This is a genomic window from Nocardioides eburneiflavus (assembly GCF_004785795.1).
GTDB classification, from domain to species: domain Bacteria; phylum Actinomycetota; class Actinomycetes; order Propionibacteriales; family Nocardioidaceae; genus Nocardioides; species Nocardioides eburneiflavus.
In genome coordinates this window covers 4,809,383-4,829,856 of sequence record NZ_SRRO01000001.1, presented here as the reverse complement: position 1 = coordinate 4,829,856, position 20,474 = coordinate 4,809,383, and the positions used below count along the sequence as shown (strand labels likewise).

The following is a 20,474-nucleotide window of genomic DNA, read 5'->3' as shown; positions in this document are numbered from 1 at the left end:
GGGTCGGAGCCAGCGCTGACCCCTCTTCCCGGAGCACCACCCGACCTGCAGGGGCAGCAGCGGCAATGGCACACAACCTGATCGGCCGAGACATGGCCGTCGACCTCGGCACCGCCAACACGCTGGTCTATGTCCGCGGCAAGGGCGTCGTGCTCGACGAGCCGTCGGTCGTGGCGATGAACACCACGACCGGCGAGGTCCTCGCCGTCGGCCACGAGGCCAAGCGGATGATCGGTCGCACGCCCGACAACATCGCCGCCATCCGTCCGCTCAAGGACGGCGTCATCGCCGACTTCGAGGCGACCGAGCAGATGCTGCGCTACTTCATCCACCAGGTCCACCGCCGCCGCTACTTCGCCAAGCCCCGCATGGTGATCTGCGTGCCGAGCGGCATCACCGCGGTCGAGCAGCGCGCGGTCAAGGAGGCCGGCTACCAGGCCGGCGCGCGACGCGTCTACATCGTCGAGGAGCCGATGGCCGCCGCGATCGGCGCCGGGCTGCCCGTCCACGAGGCCACCGGCAACATGGTCGTCGACGTCGGAGGCGGCACCACCGAGGTGGCTGTCATCAGCCTCGGCGGCATCGTGACGAGCCTGTCGGTGCGCACGGCCGGCGACGACCTCGACCAGGCGATCATCGCGTGGATGAAGAAGGAGTACTCCCTCAAGCTGGGGGAGCGCACCGCCGAGGAGATGAAGATGACCCTCGGGTCGGCGTTCCCGCTCCCCACCGAGCCCGACGCGGAGATCCGCGGCCGCGACATGGTCTCCGGGCTGCCCCGCACGGTCGTGGTGTCCAGCTCCGAGCTGCGCCAGGCGCTCGAGGAGCCGCTGCACAGCATCGTCGACGCGGTCCGCACCACCCTCGACCAGACGCCGCCCGAGCTGGCCGGCGACATCATGGACCGCGGCATCGTCCTCACCGGTGGTGGTGCGATGCTGCGCGGCCTCGACGAGCGGCTGCGCCACGAGACCGGCATGCCGGTGCACGTCGCGGAGGACCCGCTGTCCTCGGTGGCCTACGGCGCCGGCAAGTGCGTGGAGGAGTTCGAGGCGCTCCAGCAGGTCCTCGTCTCCGATCCGAGGCGCTTCTGATGGGTGCCTTCGGGGGACACGACGGGCGGGAGCGGCGCTGGACCGGCCTCGACCGCCTCGAGTCGCGCAACCGCCCGCCGCGCTCGCTGCTCGTGGCGCTGGTGCTCGCGAGCATCACGCTGATCACGCTCGACGTCTCCGGCGACGGCGCCTCGCCGCTCGAGCCGGCCCGCCGCGTCGTCGGCGAGGCGCTCGGTCCCGCCGAGGCAGGCGTCGCGGCAGCCGTACGTCCCTTCACGGCCGTCCCGGCCTGGTTCCGCAGCAAGGACGACCTCGCCGACCAGGTCCGCGACCTCGAGGCGAGCAACGCCGAGCTCCGCGGGCAGGTGGAGCTGACCGGCTTCGACCGCAACCGCCTCGAGCAGTACGACGGGCTCACCACGGCTGCCGAGGACCTCGGGTCCGCCCTCGTGCCGGCCCGCGTCGTCGCGCTCGGTTCGCGCCAGTCGCAGAGCTTCACCGTGACCATCGACGCCGGATCCGAGGCCGGCATCGGCCCGGACATGACGGTCGTCAACAACGACGGGCTCGTCGGCCGGGTCCTGCGGGTCACCCGCAGCACGGCCACCGTGCTGCTGGTCATCGACCCCGACTCGACCGTCGGCGGGCGGGTGGGGTCCAGCATGGAGATCGGCTTCGTCACCGGCAGCGGATCGCTCCGCCAGGAGTCGGGCCTCGACCTGCGCCTGGTCGACGACGCCTCGGTGCCGGCCCGCAACGACACGGTCGTGACGTGGGGCAGCACGACCGGCCCGTACGCCCCCGGCGTTCCCATCGGCACCATCACCGAGGTCTACAGCTCGCTGCGCGAGGCCTCCCAGCGCGCGGTCGTGAAGCCGTTCGTCGACTTCTCCGCCCTCGACGTGGTGGGCGTGATGGTCCCGAGCGGCCTCCAGAGCGACCGAGCGGTCATCGAGGCGGACGGGAGCCTCAGATGAGCCACCTCCGCTGGCTCGCCGCCCTCGCCGCGGTCGTCGTGGCCCTCGTCGTCCAGGTCTCGCTCTTCCCGCACGTCGCCTGGCACGGCGTCGTGCCCAACCTCTGCCTGCTCGTCGTGGTCGCGGCCGCGCTGACCGTCGAGGCGCCGTTCGCGCTGCTCCTCGGCTTCGCCGCCGGCCTCACCCTCGACCTCGCGCCGCCGGCCGACCACGTCGCCGGACGCTGGGCGCTCGCGCTCACCGTCGCCGCCTTCCTCGCCGCCCGGGTCCGCCAGGACCAGAAGCCCAGCGCGCTGGCCGTGGTCGGCACGGTCGCCGCCGCCTCCTTCGTGGCGACCTCGCTCTTCGCGCTGTCCGGACTGCTGCTCGACGACCCGGCGATGTCGGTCGCCGGGCTGCTCGAGGTCGTCCTCGTCGCGGTCGTGTGGGACGTCCTGCTCACTCCCTTCGTCCTGCCGCCGCTGATGAAGCTGTTCGCCCGCCTCAGCCCCCAGTGGGCGACCACGTGAGCCCCGCCACCAGCCGGTCGGCCAGCAGGAGCCGGCTGCGCCTCGTGGTCGTCCAGGCGCTCGTCTTCTCGCTGTTCGCCACCCTCTTCGTCCGCCTCTACTACCTCCAGGTGATCGGCGGGGAGTCCTACCAGGCCCAGGCCGCCGACCAGTCGGTGCGCGACATCGTGGTGCAGCCCCAACGCGGGCTCATCGTCGACAGCCAGGGTCGCCCGCTCGTCGCCAACCGCACGTCGTGGGTGATCTCGGTCGACCGCACCCTCCTCGGCAAGCTCGAGGACCGCCAGCGGGCCGAGCTCGTGCGCCGGGTCGCGGTCGTCGTCGACGCGACGCCCGAGGACGTCGAGGCCCGCCTGGTGACCTGCGGCGATCCCGGCAGCGTCCGCGACGTGTGCTGGAACGGCTCGCCCTACCAGCCCGTGCCCGTGGCCACCGACGTGCGCAAGGACGTCGCGCTGCGCATCCTCGAGCAGCCCGAGGACTACCCCGGCGTGCTCGCCGAGCAGCAGAGCGTGCGGTCCTACCCGCGTCCCTTCGGCATCAACCTCGCGCACGTGCTGGGCTACCTCAGCCCGGTCACCGAGGACGAGTACGACCTCGCGGCGGAGCGCGACGACCGCTCGCTCAACGGCGCCTCGGTCGTCGGCAGGGCCGGCGTCGAGAAGGAGTACGACGAGTGGCTGCGCGGCCTGCCCGGCTACCACCGCGTGGCGGTCGACTCGATGGGCCGGGTGCTGGGCGACGACTCGGTCGTCGAGAGCACCCCCGGCGACACCCTCGTCACCTCCATCGACGCCAAGGTGCAGTCCGTCGTCGAGCGCCAGCTCGCCGAGCGGATCGCCTTCCAGCGCACGCAGCTCGACAAGGTCACCGGCCGGAAGTTCGCCGCCGACTCCGGCGCGGCGGTGGTCCTCGACACGAAGACCGGTCGCGTCATCGCCATGGCCAGCCAGCCGACGTACGACCCGGACGTGTGGACCGGCGGCATCAGCGAGGCCCAGCTGAGCCGGCTCTACTCCGAGAAGGCCGGCACGCCGCTCCTCTCGCGCGCCACGCAGGGCCAGTTCGCGCCGGGCTCCACGTGGAAGCCGTTCATGACCGCCGGAGCGCTCACCAACGGCTACGCCCTCGACACCGCGCTGCCGTGCTCGTCGGGCTTCCAGGTCGGCAACCGCGTCTTCAAGAACTACGAGTCCGGCGCCTACGGCAGCATCGGCTTCGCCAAGGCGCTCGAGGTCTCCTGCAACACCTTCTTCTACCGCATCGGCTACGACTTCTGGCAGCGGTTCGGCAGCGACCCGGCCGACATCGACGCCCGCGACCCGCTGGTCGAGGAGGCCAAGGAGTTCGGCTTCGGCTCACGCACGGGCATCGACCTGCCCGGCGAGGCACCGGGCCGGATCGCCGACCGGCAGTGGAAGCTGGACTACTACGAGTCCCAGAAGGACTACTACTGCGAGCTGAGCGACAAGCCCCAGACCGCGGACACCAGCGACTTCGTCTACAAGTTCGCCCGCGAGTTCTGCCTCGAGGGCAACCTCTACCGCGCCGGTGACGCCGTGAACTTCTCGATCGGGCAGGGCGACACGATCGTCACCCCACTCCAGCTCGCCCGCGGCTACGCCGCCCTCAGCAACGGCGGCACCCTCTGGGCGCCCACCGTCGCCAAGGCGGTGGTGAGCCCCGAGGGCGAGGTCCTGCGCCGCATCGCGCCGCGCAAGGTCGGCCAGGTCGACGTGCCGAAGAAGTACCTCGACTACATCGACGGGGCGCTCGAGAACGTGTCGCGGGTCGGCACGATGGCCTGGAAGCTCGTCGGCTTCCCGATCGACGACGTGACCATCCGCGCCAAGACCGGCTCGGCGGAGGTCTACGGCAAGCAGTCGACCGGCTGGGTGGCGTCCTACTCCGAGGACTACGTGGTGGTCATGATGATCAGCCAGGGCGGCACCGGCTCCGGCTCCACCGGGGACGGGATCCGCGCGATCTGGGAGGCGCTCTACGGCGTCGAGGGCGAGACCGTACGCCCCGCGCGGGCCGCGATCCCCGGCACCGTCCCGCCTTCCCGGCTGCCGCAGTTCCTCGACGACGGGTCGATCATGCCGCCCGTGCCGGAGAAAGCGGCATCGGACAAGGCAGGGGAGTGACGGCGATGACCGTCCTCTCGAGCCGTCCCGCCAGCCGTCCCGCCGGCCGTCCCGTGGGACGCGCGTCGACCCTGCGCGCCCCCGGCCTCGACTGGGTCCTGATGGCCGCGACGCTCGCGCTCGTCACGATCGGGACGCTGCTCGTGTGGTCGGCGACCTCGACCCGCGCCGACCTCACCGGCGGCGACCCGAACGCCTACCTCCGCAAGGAGCTGGTCAACGTCGCCATCGGCCTGGTGCTGATGGTCGCCGTGCTCGCCACCGACCACCGCTGGGTGCGCATCCTCGCCCCGCTGGCGTACGTCGCGAGCGTGGCCGGCCTCGTGATGGTGCTCGTCGCCGGGAGCACGATCAACGGGTCCCGCTCGTGGCTGCAGCTCGGCGGGATGTCGATCCAGCCGGCCGAGCTCGCCAAGCTCGCGGTGGTGGTCGGCATGGCGCTCGTCGTCGCCGAGCGCACCGAGCGCCGCTGGGGTCGGGGAGTGGGCAGCCTCGAGGTGGTCGCGATGCTCGCCATCGCCGCCCTGCCCGCGGCGCTGATCCTGCTCCAGCCCGACCTCGGCACCATGCTCGTGCTCACCGCCACCGTCTTCGGCGTGCTGGCCATCGCAGGAGCCGGGCGCGGGTGGCTCGCCGGTCTCACCCTGGCCGGCATCGCCGGAGCTGCCGGGGCGGTGGCCATGGGGGTGCTCAAGCCCTACCAGGTCGACCGGTTCCTCGCCTTCACCAACCCGGGCCTCGACCCGCGCGGGGCCGGCTACAACACCGAGCAGGCCCGCATCGCCGTCGGCAACGGCGGGCTGTTCGGACAGGGGCTCTTCGACGGCTCGCAGACCCGGTCGGGGTTCGTCCCCGAGCAGCACACCGACTTCATCTTCACCGTCGCCGGCGAGGAGCTCGGCCTCGTCGGCGCGGGCCTGGTGATCCTGCTCCTCGCGGTCGTGATCTGGCGCGCGCTGGCGATCTCGGCGCAGGCCGGTGACCTGTTCGGCCGGGTGGCCGCCGCCGGCATCGCGTGCTGGTGGGGCTTCCAGGCCTTCCAGAACATCGGCATGTGCCTGGGCATCATGCCCGTGACCGGCGTGCCGCTGCCCTTCGTCTCCTACGGCGGCAGCTCGCTGTTCGCCGGCATGCTCGCCCTCGGCCTGCTCCAGAACATCCACCTGAGGTCGTCCGGCGCGATCCGTCGCTGAGTAGGCCGCACCACCGCGGGGGACGTAACCTTGAGGGTCGGTCCTTCCCCGTCCCGCCCCCGTCCCACATCGAGGTGTTGCTGTCATGTCCGTCGCGTCGGTCTTCCCGCGTCTGGAGGCACGTCTGCCGTCGGTGCAGAAGCCCATCCAGTACGTCGGCGGCGAGCTCAACTCCGTCGTGAAGGACTGGGACTGCGCCGCGGCCTCGGAGACGGGCGGTCCCACGGTCCGCTGGGCCCTGATGTACCCCGACGCCTACGAGGTCGGCCTGCCCAACCAGGGCGTGCAGATCCTCTACGAGGTGCTCAACGAGCGAGACTGGATCCTCGCCGAGCGCACCTACTCGGTGTGGCCGGACATGGAGCAGGTCATGCGCACGGGCGACGAGCACGGCCCGATCCCGCAGTTCACCGTCGACAGCCACCGCCCGGTCGGTGCCTTCGACCTCTTCGGCCTGAGCTTCTCCACCGAGCTCGGCTACACCAACATGCTCAACGCGCTCGACCTCGCCGGGATCCCGCTGCACGCGGTCGACCGCGGCGAGGACGACCCGGTCGTGATCGCCGGCGGTCACGCGGCGTTCAACCCGGAGCCGATCGCCGACTTCATCGACGCCGCGGTCCTCGGCGACGGGGAGGAGGTCGTGCTCGCGATCTCCGACATCGTGCGCGAGTGGAAGCTCGAGGACCGGCCCGGTGGGCGCGACGAGCTGCTGCGCCGCCTCGCGGTCACCGGCAACATCTACGTCCCGCGCTTCTACGACGTGGCCTACGCCGCCGACGGCGCCATCGAGGCGGTCGTGCCCAACCGGCCCGGCATCCCGTTCCGGGTCCGCAAGCACACGCTGATGGACCTCGACCAGTGGCCGTACCCGGCCAACCCCTTGGTGCCGCTGGCCGAGACCGTGCACGAGCGCTTCTCCGTGGAGATCTTCCGCGGGTGCACCCGCGGCTGCCGGTTCTGCCAGGCCGGCATGATCACCCGCCCGGTGCGCGAGCGGTCGATCAAGACCATCGGCGACATGGTCGAGAACGGCATCCGCAAGTCCGGCTTCGAGGAGGTCGGCCTGCTCTCGCTGTCGAGCGCCGACCACACCGAGATCGGTGAGGTCGCCAAGGGCCTCGCCGACCGCTACGAGGGCTCCAACGTCTCCCTCTCGCTGCCGAGCACCCGCGTCGACGCCTTCAACATCACCCTCGCCAACGAGTTCTCCCGCAACGGCCGGCGCTCGGGCCTCACCTTCGCCCCCGAGGGCGGCTCGGAGCGGATGCGCAAGGTCATCAACAAGATGGTCAGCGAGGAGGACCTGATCCGCACGGTCGCGGCGGCGTACTCCCACGGCTGGCGGCAGGTGAAGCTCTACTTCATGTGCGGCCTCCCGCAGGAGACCGACGAGGACGTCCTCGCGATCGCCGACCTCGCCAAGCGAGTCATCGCGACCGGGCGCGAGGTCTCCGGGCGCAACGACATCCGCTGCACGGTCTCCATCGGCGGCTTCGTGCCCAAGCCCCACACCCCGTTCCAGTGGGCCCCGCAGCTCGACCACGAGGCCACCGACGAGCGGCTGCGGCTGCTGCGCGAGGTCGTCCGGGCGGACAAGAAGTTCGCCCGCGCGATCGGCTTCCGCTACCACGACGGCAAGCCCGGCATCGTCGAGGGCCTGCTCTCGCGCGGCGACCGTCGCGTCGGCAAGGTCATCGAGCAGGTGTGGCGCGACGGCGGCCGCTTCGACGGCTGGAGCGAGCACTTCTCCTACGACCGCTGGATGGAGTCGGCCGCGACCGCCATGGCCGGCACCGGTGTCGACGTCGACTGGTACACCACCCGCGAGCGCGACTACGAGGAGGTGCTGCCCTGGGAGCACCTCGACTCCGGCCTCGACAAGGACTGGCTGTGGGGCGACTGGGAGGACGCCCTCGCGGCCGCCGACGGCGCCGACATCGAGATCGAGGACTGCCGCTGGACCCCGTGCTACGACTGCGGCGTCTGCCCCGAGATGGGCACCGAGATCCAGGTCGGCCCCACCGGGCAGAAGCTGCTCCCGCTCAGCGTGGTCTGAGGGTCGCCGCACGACCGTGGCATGATCCCGGCTCGTGCTGCACCTCCTCGATCTCGGGACCCGCAAGTTCTGGCGGCTGACCGGCCGCGAGGTCGACCTCGACGGACCCGAGCGGTGGCTGGACGCCCCCATGAGCCAGTCGTCACGGGTCACCACCGCGTGGCTCGAGGCAGAGGCCGCCCGACGCGGGGGAGTGCTGGGCCCGCACGACGACAGTGCCGGGCTGCTGCCCTCGATGGCCGCGCTCGACGGTCCCGGGTTCGACTCACGCCGGCTCCGTCCCGAGGTGCGCGACTTCTACGAGCACACGTCCGAGTGGCAGATGGAGGTGTGGACCGGCTGGTCGCCGCTGTTCTGGCCGGGCGGCGAGCTCGTCTCGCGGCTGTGGGGGCGGCGCGTCGAGCAGCTCGCGCTGCCGATGCGGCCGCTCGACGTGGCGCGGGGGATGGACAGCCGGGTGACCCCTGTCCGCGACGCCCACGGCAGCCAGGTCGCGGCGGCGTGGACGCGTACGCTCCGCGGCAGCGGACGGCCCGTCTTCAGCGGCGCCTACTCCGCGCGTACGCTCCCCGGCGCGGTCGGCCCGAGCGTGCACGTCGCCTTCCCGCTCGAGTCCGGCAACGTGCAGGTGTTCCTGCGGCCGTCGGTGGCCGGTGACGGCGGGCTCCTGCTCGAGTCCCCGGCCGGTCGCTTCGGCCAGGACGGCGCGTACGTCGTGGTCCGCGACGGCGGGCGCACCCACGCGGCCCGGGTGCCGCTGCACGAGACCTTCCACCTCGACGTCGACCAGCACGGCGTGCTGCGCACCGACCACGAGGTCCGGCTGTGGGGAGCCTCGGCCGTGCGGCTGCACTACAGGCTGGACCACGATCCGGACCGTGCCGCGTGAGCCTGCACTCCTTCCACCTCGCCGAGGTCCCGCGCCGGGTCGGTGCGCAGGCGCTCCTGCGCCCGCGGGGGCACGCGGTCGACGGGCTCGACCACGCCGAGTGCCTGTCGTTGATGCGGCTCGGTGCACCGACGGTGTCGCCCGACCGCTTGCAGCTGCGCCGGATCGCCGTCTTCGCGCAGTGGCGCGACGAGGCGGCGCTCGAGGGCTTCCTCGCCCACGACCCGCTCGGCCGCTCGCTCGCCGGGGGCTGGCACGTGCGGCTGGAGTTCCTGCGGCGCTGGTCGACCCTCGACGCGCTCCCGGGGCTGCCGGTCCGCGCGGGCACCTGGGCGCAGGACGAGCCCGTCGTGGCCGTCACCCTGGCGCGGATGCGACTCCCGGAGGTGCCCCGCTTCCTGCGCCACGGCAAGCCCGTGGAGCGGCTCGTGCGCGACCATCCCGGCGTCACGCTGGCGCTGGCCGCCGTACGCCCGCCGCGCACGATCTCGACGTTCTCCGTGTGGCGCAGCGTGCGGGAGATGGAGGACATGGTCCACGGCCGCTCGCAGGTTTCGGAGCCCGCTCGCCACGCCACCGCGATGGCCGAGCGGGAGCGTCGCGACTTCCACCGCGAGTTCGCGACCTACCGGTTCCGGCCGCTGTCCGAGCACGGGACGTGGCAGGGCCGCAGCGGCATCGTCCCGGTCCGCTAGGGGTCGCTAGAGTGCGGCGGGTGAGCGAGCCCGACCTGGAGACCCTGCGCGACGAGGTCGACCTGCTGCGCCGCGAGCTGGCCGCCGCGCGCGCCGAGCAGGAGAAGTGGGGTGAGCGCGAGGCGCGGCTGCGCAAGTCCCGCGACCGCGCGGCCAAGGCCGCCGAGACGCTGTCCGCGCTGCTCGCCGAGAGGCTGCGCGGTGAGACCGCGGTGGCGGGAGCCGGCGAGAAGTCGTGGTGGAGGCGCGGCTCGACGAGCGTGACGGCCGAGGAGGCCGGACAGCTGGAGCTGATCCGGCAGTCGCCGCTCTTCGACGCCGCCTACTACCTGCGCACCCACCTCGACGTCGCCAAGCGCGGGGAGGACCCCGGCGTGCACTTCCTGCGCCACTGGGACCACCCCTTCCGCAAGCCGAGCGAGGCCTTCGACATCGCCCAGTACGTCCTCGACCACCCCGAGGTCATCGTCGAGCGGATCAACCCGCTGGTGCACTTCCTCGCCTCGGCCGAGGCCGAGGGCGCCGACGCCTACCCGCCGGCGAGCCGGTGACGGGCGGCGTGCAGCCGGAGGGGCAGGATCGGCTCGAGGACCGGCTGGCGGAGAGGCGCGCCGTCGTCGCCGACTTCGACGACCGGTGGGCGGGCTTCGTCCGGCGCTGGCGCCGTGCGGCCGCCGACGGCCCCGAGGCGGCCCACGCGCTCGTCGAGGAGGTGCTCCGTGACGGGCTGCCCGCGGGCGGTTCCGGCGGTGCGCAGCCACCCGAGCGGGCGCGGGTCGCCGCCGCGCGCGCCGTGGTGGCCGCGAGCGGGTTCCTCGACGCCGACGAGTACGCCGTGCGCCACCGGCTGCGACGCGGCACGGACCCCTACCGCCACCACGTCGAGACCGGCTGGCGGCTCCTGCAGAACCCCAGCCCGCGCTTCGACCTCTGGTCCTACTGGGTCGACCGCCTCGACCCGACCACGGACGGCGCCGACCCCCTCCTGCACTGGCTCGTCGTCGGTCGCCACCTCGGCTGGGGGCCTGTCCCCGACCCGCCCCCGGAGCGGTCCGCCGTCCAGCCCCCGGCGGGCACGACGCCCCGCCGTCTCTGCCTCTTCGCTGCCTACGACGCGGACGGGGTGGTCGACGACTACGTCGTGACCTACCTCCGCGAGCTCTCGCGGCACGCGGACGTCCACTACCTCGCCGACGGTGTCCTCGAGCCGGGGGAGCTCGACAAGCTGGCCGACGTGACAGCGGGCGCGTGGAGCGTGCCGCACGGGGGCTACGACTTCGGCTCGTTCTCGATGCTCGCGCGCGACCTGGTCGGCTGGGACGTCGTCGACTCCTACGACGAGCTGCTGCTCGCCAACGACTCGTGCTTCCTGCTCCACCCGCTCGACGACGTGTTCGCGACGATGGACGCCCGGGCGTGCGACTGGTGGAGCCTCCAGGCCACGTCGATGGAGCACGACGAGAACTACTTCCGCGACGACTCCCCGATCCCGCTGGCCGAGGCCAAGCAGCGGTTCATCGGCCCGCGGCACTTCAGCGACGTTCGCTACCTGCACCTGAGCTCCTACTTCCTGGTCTTCCGCCGGCCGGTGGTCGCCGACGAGGGCTTCCGCTGGCGGCTCGACACGGTCGTCCCGCAGGAGGCCAAGGGCCTCGTGGTGCACAAGTACGAGGTCGGCCTCAGCCGCCACCTCACCGACGCCGGCTACGACTTCGACACCTGGCTGCCCGACCTCCAGCCGTTCCACCCGCTCTACTCCCGGCACGTGTTCGACCTGGTCGGGCGCGGCTTCCCGCTGGCCAAGCGCAACTTCCTGGGGGAGAACCCGCGCCGCGCGCCCGACGTCGGCCGGTGGCGCGAGCGGTTGCGCGAGCTCGCTCCGGCGGCGCGGGTCGAGGAGATGGCGGCCAACATCGACCGCGTCACCGATCCGGCGCGGGTGCACGACGCGTACGACGTCGTCCAGGACCCGGCGACGGGGCGCCGGACCGTACGCACCTCCGCCCTCGCGGGCCACCCGTTCCGGCGGATGGACCGCGAGACGCCGTCCTTCGGGCACTGGTGGGCCTTCGCGGCCGGGCCGTCGGGCCGGCTGGACCCCAGCGTGCGCGCCGTCTTCGAGCAGGTCCGCCACGACCCGACCGTGCGCAAGGTCGTCCTGACCCGCACCCGGGCCCTGCGCGACGACGTGAGCGGCACGAACGTGAGCGTCGTCCCGATCGCCACCCTCGACGGCCAGGAGGCGGTGGTGCGGTGCGGAGTGATCGTCGTCGCCGACCCGCTCGACGCCGCGCTCCCGCACGCGCCGCTGCCCGCCCGGCACCGCGTCGTCCACGTCGGCGCACCGTGGGCGCCCGGCCGAGCAGCGCCGGTCCTCGGCGCCGTCGACGCGGTCGCGGTGACCTCCGACCACGAGGCCGCAGCACGCCGGGTCGCCGACCCGCACCTGGCTGCGGACGACGTGTGGCTGACCGGTCTCCCTCGCCACGACCTGCTGCTCGCCGACGTGCTGCCCGACGACCTGGCACAGGCCGAGGCGCGGCTGCGGGCTCGGCTCGAGGGTCGCCCGCTGGTCGTCCTCAGCGGCGACCGGCCCGCGACCTGGTCACCGGACGACGTGGCGCGGCTCGGCGACTGGGCCCGCAGCGCCGGAGTGGTCCTCGGCGTGCGCGAGGACCGGCCGGACGCGCCGACGAGCCTGACGCAGGCACTCCGGCCGCTGGCTCCGGTCGGCCTCAGCGACCGCAGCGTCGTGTCCGCCGCGGTCGTCCTCCGGGCTGCCTCCGCGCTCGTCGGTGGCTCCGCGGCGGGTCTGCTCGACGCCCGCGCCGCCGGGAACGCCCTCGTGGTGCACGGCCCGGGTGACCCCGTCGAGCGGCTCCTCGACGCGCTCTCGACCGCCGCCGCTGCGGGCTGGCAGGCGCCGCCCGGTGTCCCGGACGAGGTGGTGGCGCTCGACGGAGGCGCTGCGCGCCGGTTCGTTCGCCGGGTGCGCGAGCGCGAGCTCGCGCACCTCTGAAGGACCCTCGTCGGGTCAGTCCGCCCCGGCCGAGGCCTCCTCGGCCAGCCACTCGTCGACCGGCAGGTAGGTCGCCTTGAGCGCGAGGACGACGCGCTCGGCGGCGTGCCCGTCGCTCGCGGAGTGCAGGCCGCGGCCCCAGGAGACGTACGCGTCGTCCGGGCCGGCCTCCAGCGCTGCGTCGAGAGCGGGCCCGAGGTCGCGCACGCCGGTCGAGCGCAGCGGGAGCCCGGCGTCGCGAGCCCGCTCGTCCGTCACGATGCTGACGGCCGGCCGGCCGAGCACCGCCCAGTCGGCGAGGTCGGCGGCGGAGCCGGAGACGAGCACGTCGGCCGAGCGCCACGCGGTCTCCGGGTGCACCGGGAGCGGGGTCTTCGCGGGGTCGGAGACGAGGGTCTCGTCCGACAGGTCGAGCAGTGGCTCGGGCAGGGAGGCGCCCGTGCCCGTCCCGGGGCGTACGGCCACGGCGACGTCCGGGTGCGCGCTCGCCCAGGCGACCAGCGCGTCGAGGTCGAGCGTGGTGTCCCACGGCTCGACGACCACCAGGCGTCGGCCCGCGAGGACCCGGCGCAGCCGGTCGAGCTCACCGCGGTGTGCCGGCGCCAGGTCGCCCTCGTCGGCGACGAGCAGGTCGATGCGCGGCGAGCCGAGCGCCCACACCCCGTCGTCGTCGAGCCTGGGCAGGCGTGCGGCAGCCTCGGCGCCGGGCGTGCCCGAGACCACGACGACCCGCGTGAGCGCGTCGTCGAGCTCGAGGGCGCTGGCGTCGCGCAGGCCCCAGGTGTCGCCGCTGCCGTCGAGCCCGACGTCCGGGGACGCCAGACCGGTGGCTCTGCCGAGCTGGAGGAAGCGGTGGTGGCGCGGCGACAGCGGGTGGTTGACGTCGCTGCGGGGGCCGACCGTGGTGAAGATCGTGCCCATCCGCAGGCCGTACATCTGGCCGGGCGGGCTCTCCGTGGCGATGCGGACGACGTTCTGGCCGGAGACGTCCAGCGGGCGCGAACCCTCCAGCACGATCTTCTTCACCGACGGGTCGTCGCGCACGGCGTCGAACACGGCGCGGACCGCGCCGCTGAGCAGGCCGGTGCGCGGGTCGACGGGGAAGCCCCACCAGTGGTCGAAGGAGGGGACCCACCGGTCCTCGTCGGGGAAGGTCTCCGAGCCGAGGGGCTCCGGCAGCACCGCGGTGCCGTCGGGACCGGAGCGGATGGCGAAGCTGCGGTGCAGGCTCCAGGCCGGCGCGATCCGGCGCAGGTTGGACTCCATCGCGTCGACGTCGGCGTCCGGGACGTGCTCGAGCACGCGCTGCTTCCACAACCGCAGGTCGGGGGCGGAGAAGGGGTTCTCGTAGAGGAACTGTCGCTTCAGGAGCGGGAAGCCCTCGGCCATCAGGTCGAAGGCCGAGGCCCGGTAGACCGGGTGGTAGGGGAGGATCCCGTCGACGAAGGTGGCGAGGTGGAAGCCCCCGAGGATGAGGTGGCGGGAGAACCCGATCTCGTACTTGAGGATGATCGCGGTCTTGTCGCGCTGCTTGGCGACGGTCTCGAGTCGGCGGCGGAACTCCGGGTCCTGCAGCACGCGTCGGCGGTAGACGAGGAAGTAGGAGCCGACGTGGATGAAGTCGGAGTAGCGCCAGAGGTCCTGCTGGCGCATCTGCTCCTCGACGTCGTCGAGCGACAGCGGCCGGCCGAGCGCCTCGTAGTCCTTGATGCCGAAGTCCTCGTAGGTCGCCTGGAGCCCCCACCAGTCGCACGCGGTGGCGTCCATCTTGGCGAAGACGGTGTCGAGCGGCTGGACCAGCCAGCACGAGTCGTTGGCGAGCATCATCTCGTCGTACTGGTCGATGACGTCCCAGCCGACGAGGTCGGTGGCGAGCATCGAGTACGAGCCGAAGTCGTAGCGGCCGTGGCGGATCGCCCAGGCGCCCTTGGTGTAGGGCGCGATCTTGTCGAGCTCGCCGTCCTCGAGCTCGCAGTCGGCGAGGTAGTAGATGTCGGCGAACCGGCTGAGGTCGGCGAGGTAGGACACGACGGTCGGGTCGACGATGCCGTCGACGTCGAAGGCGGCGAACAGGCAGACCCGTCGCGGCGTGCCCTCGGGCGCCGTCGGTGCCGGCAGCTCCTGCACCTCGGGGAGCGTGGCGAGGCCGTGGCGTCGTCCCTCGAGCGCGTGGTGGACGACGGGGTTGACCTCGTCGTCCTCTGGGTCGAGGTGGGCGTTGGTGTAGTGCCAGAGGTCGAAGCCGGGGGAGGGGTGTCGCATCTCGTGCCAGCCGCGCTCGGCGAAGTGGATCGCCTGCTCGGGCCCGGTGCACAGGTGCCAGCGCAGGTCCGGGTTGTGCCACATGTAGCCGAACTCGTCGAACTCACCGCTCGCGCGGATGACGGCGACCTCCGCGGCCAGGACGGCGTCGCGGTCCGGGGCCTCGCCCGCCTCGCCCTCCTCGACAGCGGGCAGGCCGTGGGCCATCGCCTCCGCGACGAGCCGGGTGCGCTCCTCGTCGGACGCGGCGACCCACCGGGGGACGAAGGCGCGCCAGCGCGAGGAGAACTCGGCGAGGTCCAGCATGCCCGTCACAGGTGCAGGTCGCTGGCCGGGGACGCGGTGGCGTCGTCGTCGCGGGTCTCGCCGAGCCGATCGTGGCGGATCGCGTGGAGCAGGGCCGGCAGACCCTCGTCGGCCGCCTCGGGGTGGCGCTCGAGGTAGGCCGCGGTGCTGAAGGACGGCCCCGGGTCGAGCCGCTTGGCGTTGCCGTGGCGTACGTAGTGCAGGGCGGGGCTCAGCCCCGTGCCGGGGACCTTGGGATGGGTCCGGAGGTACCAGCCGCCGTCGAAGGCCGCGCTGGCCTCGACCTCGCGCACCAGGTCGGCCTCGGCGTCGCCGGACGAGCGCCGCCCGACGAGGCGGGCCACGCCGGAGCCGCGCGAGTCCTGGGCGGCCCAGTAGGCCTCGGACAGCGTGGTCGCGAGGGCGTCGGAGAGGGAGTCGACCTGGTCGCGCAGCCGGGCCCGCTGGCGCCGCGCGCGCTGCAGGGCCTCCTTGGTGTGCTCGAGCTCGATCTGCCACCACTTCAGCTCGCGGCCGGACTGGCGCAGCGCCTTCTCCGCACGGGCCAGCCTCGCGGCCGTGCCGGTCTCGTCGGTGTCGTCTCCCCGGTTCTCCACGGGGCAGCACCCTACCCTCGGTGGTCAGTACCTATGCTGTCGCCCGACCTCGCACCAGCACCCTGGAGGACCCCAGTGGCCGAGACCTTTGACCACGTCGTCGTGGGCGGCGGCATCGTGGGAGCCGCCACCGCGTGGACCCTGAGCCGGCGCCACCCCGACCGGCGGGTGCTGCTGCTCGACAAGGAGCCCGAGTTCGGTCGTCACCAGACGGGCCACAACAGCGGTGTCATCCACTCCGGCATCTACTACACGCCCGGCAGCCTCAAGGCCGACCTGTGCCGCGCCGGCGCCACCGCCACCGAGGAGTTCGCCGAGGAGCACGGCATCCCGTGGCGACGCATCGGCAAGCTCCTGGTCGCGACCGACGAGCGCGAGCTCGCCGCGATGCAGGCGCTGGCCGAGCGTGCCGCGGTCAACCGCATCGAGGCCACGGTCCTCTCCGGCGCCGAGCTGCGCGAGCGCGAGCCGCACGTGGCCGGGCTGGGTGCGCTGCACGTCGCGGCCACCGGCATCACCGACTACGGCATGATCAACCGCCGCCTCGCGACGCTGGTCGAGGAGGCCGGCGGGACCCTCATGCGCGACACCCGGGTGCTGGGCATCCGGGAGACCGCGCAGGAGGTCGTCCTGACGACCAGCCGCGGGGACGTACGCGGGTCGCACGTCGTCTTCTGCGCCGGCGTGCAGGCCGACCGGGTGGCGGCGATGGCGGGGGTCGAGGTCGACTTCGCGATGGTGCCCTTCCGGGGGGAGTACTACGACGTACGCCCTGAGCGGGCCGACCTCGTCGACACGCTGATCTACCCCATCCCCGACCCGGAGCTGCCCTTCCTCGGCGTCCACCTGACGCCGACGGTGGACGGGGGCCTCAACGTCGGCCCCAACGCCGTGCTGGGCCTGGCCCGAGAGGGCTACCCGAAGTTCTCCTTCGACCGCCGCGACGTCCGCGACATCGTCACCTTCCCCGGCATGTGGCACGTCGCGCGCGCCAACGTCCGCACCGGGGTGCGCGAGATGCGCAACTCGCTGTCCAAGCGCGGCTACCTCCGGCTGTGCCAGAAGTACTGCCCCGACCTGCGCCTCGAGGACCTGACGCCTCGTGAGGCCGGCATCCGCGCACAGGCGGTCATGCGCGACGGCTCGTTCGTGCACGACTTCCTCATGCGCGACACGCCGCGCACCCTCCACGTGGTCAACGCGCCGTCGCCGGCCGCCACCTCGGCGCTGCCGATCGCCGACCTGATCGTCGACCGGGTGGACGGCGTCCAGGGCTGATCCGCCCAGTGCCCAGGGTCACCCGGCGCCGGGTCAGGCAGGCCGGTCAGGACTCGTCGTCGTCGACGCCCTGGTCGTGGGGGATCGGGCCGTAGCGCCGTCGCTCCCACCAGCCGAGCCCGGCGGCGCACGCGGCGGTGAGCAGGTCCGCCACGACGATCAGCACGCGGGACACGGCGGCGAGGGCGATCGCCTCGCCGGCGCCGATGGTCGGCGCGAGCGCCGTGACGATGATCAGCTCGCGCACGCCGGCGCCGGAGGGCAGCAGGAAGAAGAACAGCCCCGAGATCATCGCGATCGCCATGGTCCCGATGCACACCAGCAGGAAGTCCGCGCTGCCGTCGACGTCGGACACGCCCCGCACCAGCAGCCACAGGTGGAGGCCGAAGAAGCCGTACGACCCGACAGCCGCGAGGAGCGAGAGCGCCACGGCGCGGGTGCGGACGGGGTGGTCACGCTGCGGGCGGCGCAGGATCTTGAAGCCGAGGGCCACGAGCCGCTCGAGGATGCGCGGGTGGAGGCACACGACGCCGATCGGGAGCAGCAGGTAGAGCCAGACCAGGTTGCGGAGCTCCTCGTAGTCCCGGATGAAACCGGGGAGCACCAGCGAGCCGGCGAGGAGGGCCGCGACGACGGCCACGGCCAGCGAGAACAGCGTGGCGGTGAAGATCCGCGCCCGCGCCAGGCCGGCGCGGCGCCCGAGCTCGATCTGCAGGAGGTAGGCCCACACCGACCCGGGGAGGTACTTGCCGAGCTGGCCGACGAGGAAGATCTGCGCGCCGCGGGCCACGCCGATCGGCTTGCCGAGCTCGTCCACGAGGAGCTGCCAGCTCCAGGTGGACAGCAGGATGGCGACGGGCAGCGCGAGGAACGACGGCAGCCAGTCACGCCAGGACAGCTCGGCGAGGGTCTCCTGCACGACCTCGTGGTTGGACCAGAGGGCATAGCCGGCCGCCACGACCACGGCGACGACGAGGAGGAGGCGCGCCCAGTGGATGAGCCGGCCGCGCATGGTGTGCGCGGGCTGCACTTCGGTGGACGTGACGGATCCCTTCGTCGGGTGGCCGCCCGGAGCGGCACCTGCTGAGACGACGCCGCGGTGGGGGCGTCTGCACGGCCATCTTGCCCCACCGGGGCGCGATGCGGCCAAAACGCGACCCGTATATAGGGTTCGGGCATGGCTGAACCACTGCGCATCGCCCTCGTCGGATCCGGGTCCATGGGCCGCAACCACGCACGTGTCATCGCCACCGGTCCGCGGACCGAGCTGGCTGCCGTGATCGACCCCCACGAGGAGAGTGGCCGCGCCGTCGCCGGTCAGTACGACTCCGCGTGGCAGGCCGACCTCGACGGGATCGGGGCCTACGACGCCGTCGTGATCGCTGCGGCGACCGAGGCCCACCACGACCTCGCCGCCCAGGTCATCGCCGCCGGGCTGCCGCTGCTCGTCGAGAAGCCGCTGTGCCCCTCGCTCGAGCAGTCCCAGGAGCTCGTCGACGCCTCCGCCGAGGCCGGCACCCCGCTCATGTGCGGCTTCCTCGAGCGCTTCAACCCGGCCGTCATGACCGCGATGAAGATGGTCGAGGCCCCGCTCTACGTGCGGGCCCAGCGCCACTCCCCGTACGCCTCGCGCATCAAGACCGGGGTGGCCTGGGACCTGCTCGTCCACGACGTGGACCTCGTGGTGCGCGCCTTCGGCGGCGAGCAGCCGGAGTCCTTCGACGTGAAGGTCGGGCAGTTCCACCCCGAGAGCGTCCCCGGCGCGGAGGACATCGTCGAGGCCGGCGTGCGCTTCTCCGGCGGCGGCATCGCCTCGGTGTCCGCGAGCCGGCTCGGGCAGGTCAAGGTCCGCTCGATGGTCATCCAGGAGCTCGACCGGATGATCGAGATCGACCTGCTGCGCCGCGGGCTGACCAGCTACCGCCACTCCAGCATCGAGCCCGACGACGACTTCGTCGGGTTCCGCCAGTTCACCGAGATCGAGGTGCCCGAGATCGGCGGGGCCGAGCCGCTGGTCTCACAGCTCGCCCACTTCGTCGACCTCGTCGACGGCACCGTCGACCTCGACGCCGAGCGCGCGAGCATCCTGCCCGCGCACAGCGTGGTCGACGAGGTCCTCAGGACCCGGTGACGAGCCGCGGGTCGGTCGGGTCGTCGAGGTCGACCCGACCGATCTGACGCGCAGGTACGCCGCCGACGATCGCGCGGGCAGGGACGTCGGCGGTCACGACGGCCCCGGCTCCGACGACGGCCTCGTCACCGATCGTGACGCCCATGTTGATGATCGCGCCGGCGCCCACGAACACGTGGTCACCGATCGTGACGGGCTGGCGCTCCACCTCGGCGAAGCGGCGTCCGGAGACGCAGCGCCTCGCCGAGGAGTGGGTGTAGATGTGCACGCCGGAGGAGATGTCGCACCCCCGGCCGATGGTGAGCCCGCCCGAGGCGTCGATGACGGTGAAGGCACCGATCCAGGTGCCCTCACCGACCGTCGGCTCGCCGACCACCCAGGCGTGCTCGTTCCACGGGTTGGGCGGCAGGGACGCGCTCACCGGAGGCTCACTGTCCCCGGATGAGCTCGGTCATGCCGGTCCGCACGTCGATCGTCGGCTCGAAGCCGAGGACCTCCTTGGCGCGGGTGGTGTCGGCGGCCCGGCGGCCGACGAGGACGTCCCGGGGGTTGAACTGCGGCTCCACGTCGGCGCCGACGGCGTCGATGAGGATCCGGGCGAGGTCGGCGATCGAGGTGTCGATGCCGGTGCCGACGTTGACCGGCACGTTGGCCTGCTCGGACTCGAGCGCGAGCACGACGGAGCGTGCGATGTCGTGGACGTGGATGAAGTCCATCGACTGCTCGCCCTTGCCGTCGATGACCGGGGGCTCGCCGTTCTTGATCCGGTTGACGAAGTGGTTGATCACCGAGGTGTAGTAGGCGGTGGTCTTCTGGCCCGGGCCGTAGACGTTGAAGAAGCGCAGCGCGACCCAGGACAGGTTGGCGCGACGCTGGTAGTAGGCGAGGAGGTCCTCGCCGGCGCGCTTGGCGATGCAGTAGGGCGTGATGGGGAGGAGCTTGTCGTCCTCGTGCATCGGCAGCCGCTCGGGGTCGCCGTAGACCGACGCCGAGGAGCAGTAGACGAGTCGGTCCACACCGTGCTCGGCGGCGGCCGCGAACACGTTGTGGTTGCCGATCATGTTGATGTCCATCGACTCGTGCGGGTCGGCCTGGCTCTTGTTGATCGACACGGCGGCGGCGTGGATGACCTTGGAGCAGCCCTTCATCGCGGCGTGGACCGAGCCGCCGTAGCGCACGTCCTGGTCGATGAGCTCGACGTCGTCGCCGAGGGCGGCCACGGCCTCGCGGTCGCCGCGGAACATGTTGTCGAAGATGCGGACCTTGTAGTCCTTCTCGAGCAGCATGGGCACGACGTGCAGGCCGATGAAGCCGGCTCCGCCGGTGAAGAAGACGGTTTCCTTCGAGCTCATCTGGTG

17 protein-coding genes are annotated in these 20,474 nt (G+C 72.5%); 12 read left to right on the top strand and 5 right to left on the bottom strand.

Translation table 11 applies throughout. The features are described 5' to 3' along the window. The first annotated feature begins 65 nt into the window (after window positions 1–65). From EXE59_RS22655 to EXE59_RS22610, 10 genes are all read left to right on the top strand, one after another. Window positions 66–1,094 carry a rod shape-determining protein gene (locus EXE59_RS22655; RefSeq protein ID WP_135840916.1) on the top strand — a complete coding sequence of 343 codons (1,029 nt, stop codon included), beginning with the start codon at window positions 66–68 and terminating at the stop codon, window positions 1,092–1,094. Beyond that, the gene (gene mreC, locus EXE59_RS22650; RefSeq protein WP_135840915.1) at window positions 1,094–2,032 is read left to right on the top strand and encodes a rod shape-determining protein MreC; all 939 of its coding nucleotides are present in this window, start codon (window positions 1,094–1,096) and stop codon (window positions 2,030–2,032) included. The genes EXE59_RS22655 and mreC overlap by 1 nt, the downstream gene beginning before the upstream one ends. Next, window positions 2,029–2,541, top strand: coding sequence for a rod shape-determining protein MreD (gene mreD, locus EXE59_RS22645; protein ID WP_135840914.1), 513 nt, complete (start codon window positions 2,029–2,031; stop codon window positions 2,539–2,541). Before mreC ends, mreD begins: the two co-directional genes overlap by 4 nt. Then, window positions 2,538–4,688 carry a penicillin-binding protein 2 gene (gene mrdA / locus EXE59_RS22640; RefSeq protein ID WP_135840913.1) on the top strand — a complete coding sequence of 717 codons (2,151 nt, stop codon included), beginning with the start codon at window positions 2,538–2,540 and terminating at the stop codon, window positions 4,686–4,688. The genes mreD and mrdA overlap by 4 nt, the downstream gene beginning before the upstream one ends. Window positions 4,689–4,693: 5 nt before the next feature. After that, entirely contained in the window at window positions 4,694–5,881 is a 1,188-nt protein-coding gene (gene rodA / locus EXE59_RS22635; protein WP_135840912.1) for a rod shape-determining protein RodA, read from the top strand. 85 nt (window positions 5,882–5,966) lie between these two features. Beyond that, window positions 5,967–7,940: a TIGR03960 family B12-binding radical SAM protein gene (locus EXE59_RS22630; protein ID WP_135840911.1), complete on the top strand. Its 1,974-nt coding sequence runs from the start codon at window positions 5,967–5,969 to the stop codon at window positions 7,938–7,940. A 34-nt stretch (window positions 7,941–7,974) separates the two neighbouring features. Further along, window positions 7,975–8,829 carry a hypothetical protein gene (locus EXE59_RS22625; protein WP_135840910.1) on the top strand — a complete coding sequence of 285 codons (855 nt, stop codon included), beginning with the start codon at window positions 7,975–7,977 and terminating at the stop codon, window positions 8,827–8,829. Further along, window positions 8,826–9,524 (top strand): hypothetical protein, encoded by a 699-nt coding sequence (locus tag EXE59_RS22620; RefSeq protein WP_135840909.1) that lies wholly within the window; start codon window positions 8,826–8,828, stop codon window positions 9,522–9,524. Before EXE59_RS22625 ends, EXE59_RS22620 begins: the two co-directional genes overlap by 4 nt. Window positions 9,525–9,544: 20 nt before the next feature. Continuing rightward, a complete protein-coding gene (locus tag EXE59_RS22615) occupies window positions 9,545–10,075 on the top strand; it encodes a hypothetical protein (RefSeq protein WP_135840908.1) in 531 nt (176 codons plus the stop codon). 8 nt (window positions 10,076–10,083) lie between these two features. Then, window positions 10,084–12,543: a rhamnan synthesis F family protein gene (locus EXE59_RS22610; protein ID WP_135840907.1), complete on the top strand. Its 2,460-nt coding sequence runs from the start codon at window positions 10,084–10,086 to the stop codon at window positions 12,541–12,543. A gap of 15 nt (window positions 12,544–12,558) precedes the next feature. Here EXE59_RS22610 and EXE59_RS22605 read toward each other — a convergent pair whose 3' ends face one another. Together EXE59_RS22605 and EXE59_RS22600 are read right to left on the bottom strand one after the other, a co-directional pair. After that, on the bottom strand, window positions 12,559–15,111 hold the full coding sequence (locus EXE59_RS22605) for a rhamnan synthesis F family protein (RefSeq protein ID WP_246057102.1): 2,553 nt from the start codon (window positions 15,109–15,111) through the stop codon (window positions 12,559–12,561). A gap of 5 nt (window positions 15,112–15,116) precedes the next feature. Further along, a complete protein-coding gene (locus EXE59_RS22600) occupies window positions 15,117–15,707 on the bottom strand; it encodes a hypothetical protein (protein ID WP_135840905.1) in 591 nt (196 codons plus the stop codon). Between the two features lie 75 nt (window positions 15,708–15,782). Between EXE59_RS22600 and lhgO the strand changes: the two genes are divergently transcribed. Then, window positions 15,783–16,985 carry an L-2-hydroxyglutarate oxidase gene (lhgO, locus tag EXE59_RS22595; RefSeq protein ID WP_246056997.1) on the top strand — a complete coding sequence of 401 codons (1,203 nt, stop codon included), beginning with the start codon at window positions 15,783–15,785 and terminating at the stop codon, window positions 16,983–16,985. A gap of 46 nt (window positions 16,986–17,031) precedes the next feature. Here lhgO and EXE59_RS22590 read toward each other — a convergent pair whose 3' ends face one another. Then, a complete protein-coding gene (locus EXE59_RS22590; RefSeq protein WP_135840903.1) occupies window positions 17,032–18,015 on the bottom strand; it encodes a lysylphosphatidylglycerol synthase transmembrane domain-containing protein in 984 nt (327 codons plus the stop codon). Between the two features lie 147 nt (window positions 18,016–18,162). Here EXE59_RS22590 and EXE59_RS22585 point away from each other — a divergent pair, with 147 nt between their 5' ends. Continuing rightward, a complete protein-coding gene (locus tag EXE59_RS22585; RefSeq protein ID WP_135840902.1) occupies window positions 18,163–19,116 on the top strand; it encodes a Gfo/Idh/MocA family protein in 954 nt (317 codons plus the stop codon). Here EXE59_RS22585 and EXE59_RS24915 read toward each other — a convergent pair. Together EXE59_RS24915 and EXE59_RS22575 are read right to left on the bottom strand one after the other, a co-directional pair. Continuing rightward, entirely contained in the window at window positions 19,103–19,537 is a 435-nt protein-coding gene (locus EXE59_RS24915; protein WP_135840901.1) for an acyltransferase, read from the bottom strand. The genes EXE59_RS22585 and EXE59_RS24915 overlap by 14 nt on opposite strands. Before the next feature lie 7 nt (window positions 19,538–19,544). Continuing rightward, window positions 19,545–20,468, bottom strand: a complete 924-nt coding sequence (locus tag EXE59_RS22575; protein ID WP_135840900.1) for an NAD-dependent epimerase/dehydratase family protein — start codon at window positions 20,466–20,468, stop codon at window positions 19,545–19,547. Window positions 20,469–20,474 lie beyond the last annotated feature (6 nt).